Origin of the sequence: Palleronia aestuarii (assembly GCF_003253995.1) — a bacterium.
In the GTDB taxonomy this organism is placed as follows: Bacteria; Pseudomonadota; Alphaproteobacteria; order Rhodobacterales; family Rhodobacteraceae; genus Palleronia; species Palleronia aestuarii.
Genome location: NZ_QKZL01000077.1, coordinates 1 through 1137 on the forward strand (window position 1 = coordinate 1; position 1137 = coordinate 1137).

General features: G+C 62.3%; 1 protein-coding gene and 2 pseudogenes. All 3 read right to left on the minus strand.

The window, feature by feature from the left end:
* Positions 1-268: 268 nt before the first annotated feature.
* Positions 269-527, minus strand: a pseudogene (locus LX81_RS21795) (transposase); the annotation flags it as partial.
* Between the two features lie 104 nt (positions 528-631).
* Positions 632-859 (minus strand): annotated as a pseudogene (locus LX81_RS21800) (transposase); the annotation flags it as partial.
* Positions 860-912: 53 nt separating this feature from the next.
* The coding region (locus tag LX81_RS22680; protein WP_211322875.1) for a hypothetical protein at positions 913-1137 on the minus strand (225 nt) is incomplete at its 5' end.

Here is a 1137-nt window from a genome sequence, read left to right on the forward strand (position 1 = left end):
GGCGAGGCGCGACCTGTTCGCCTGGACCGAGGGCTGGTACACTACTCACCGCCTCCACTCGGCGCTGGGATACAGATCATCCGCCGCCATGGAACAGGCGGCCTAACCGCTTCCACCGAACCGGGGGAAGATCAATCATCGCCTTGCGCTCGGAAGGAGACCGCTCGCGGTTCTCTCAAACCGATGGCGCTCACCGCTCGCTCCCGAGCGCGCCGGACATCGGAGCAGGGACCGTGGCCCCAGTGGGGCCGCGCAAGCCCTGCGGAGCATCGTTCTCAAGCGTCAGCTCACCGATCTTCGCGTGCAAAGTCTTCACGTCGACGACCAAAGTGGCCTCGGTGGCAGGCGCGGTCCCGAACACACCGGACGCACCCTCGAGAAGCTGGGTGCGCCACCCGCGTGATCTGGTTCGGATGGACGTCGAACCGATCGGCCGGCTCGGAAAGCGTCCGCTCTCCCTTGATGGCAGCAAGCGCCACCTTCGCCTTGAAGGCCGGGCTGTGATTCCGGCGCGGTCGTCTCGTCATGGTCTCTCCTCGCTTCTCGGCATCATGCCGATCTCGCGCGGATCATCCACTCATAGCCCCTGTTCAGATTTCCCGAGCCACTTCTATACGCGGTGGCCTTTTTATAGGATGTCACGTTCCTCCGAGACCCGCGCCAGCTCCTTCTTCAGGCGTCGGATCTCGGTGTCCTTCTCCGCCTCCCCCGATGACGCCTTCGCGAACTTCTTCCAGGCGTAGAGCGAATACGGACTGACCCCGAGCCGATCAGATACTTCCCTGACGGGGTACCCTCGCTCGGTGATCTGCGCGACCGCGTCCCGCTTGAACTCGTCGCTGAACTTGCTGCTCATCATGGCCTCCTTGCCTCAAAATTAGCGAAGAAGGCGTCCACGATACACGGTGCTATTCAGTCATGGGCACGCAACTGCCGTTCTTCCAGGACGCAGAGAAGTTCCGCTTCCCGCCCTCCTTCGACATTGATGCCTGAAATGACGGTGCGCAACGCCGGCCATAAGTGCTGATGGCGCTGTCGAAGTACGGGAAACGTTGCCGCGTGAACAGCCGGCGAACGGTATCCCGTCGCCGAACAATCTTGGCGCGATGAGGCATCGTTCGTAGACAGGGTCCATGA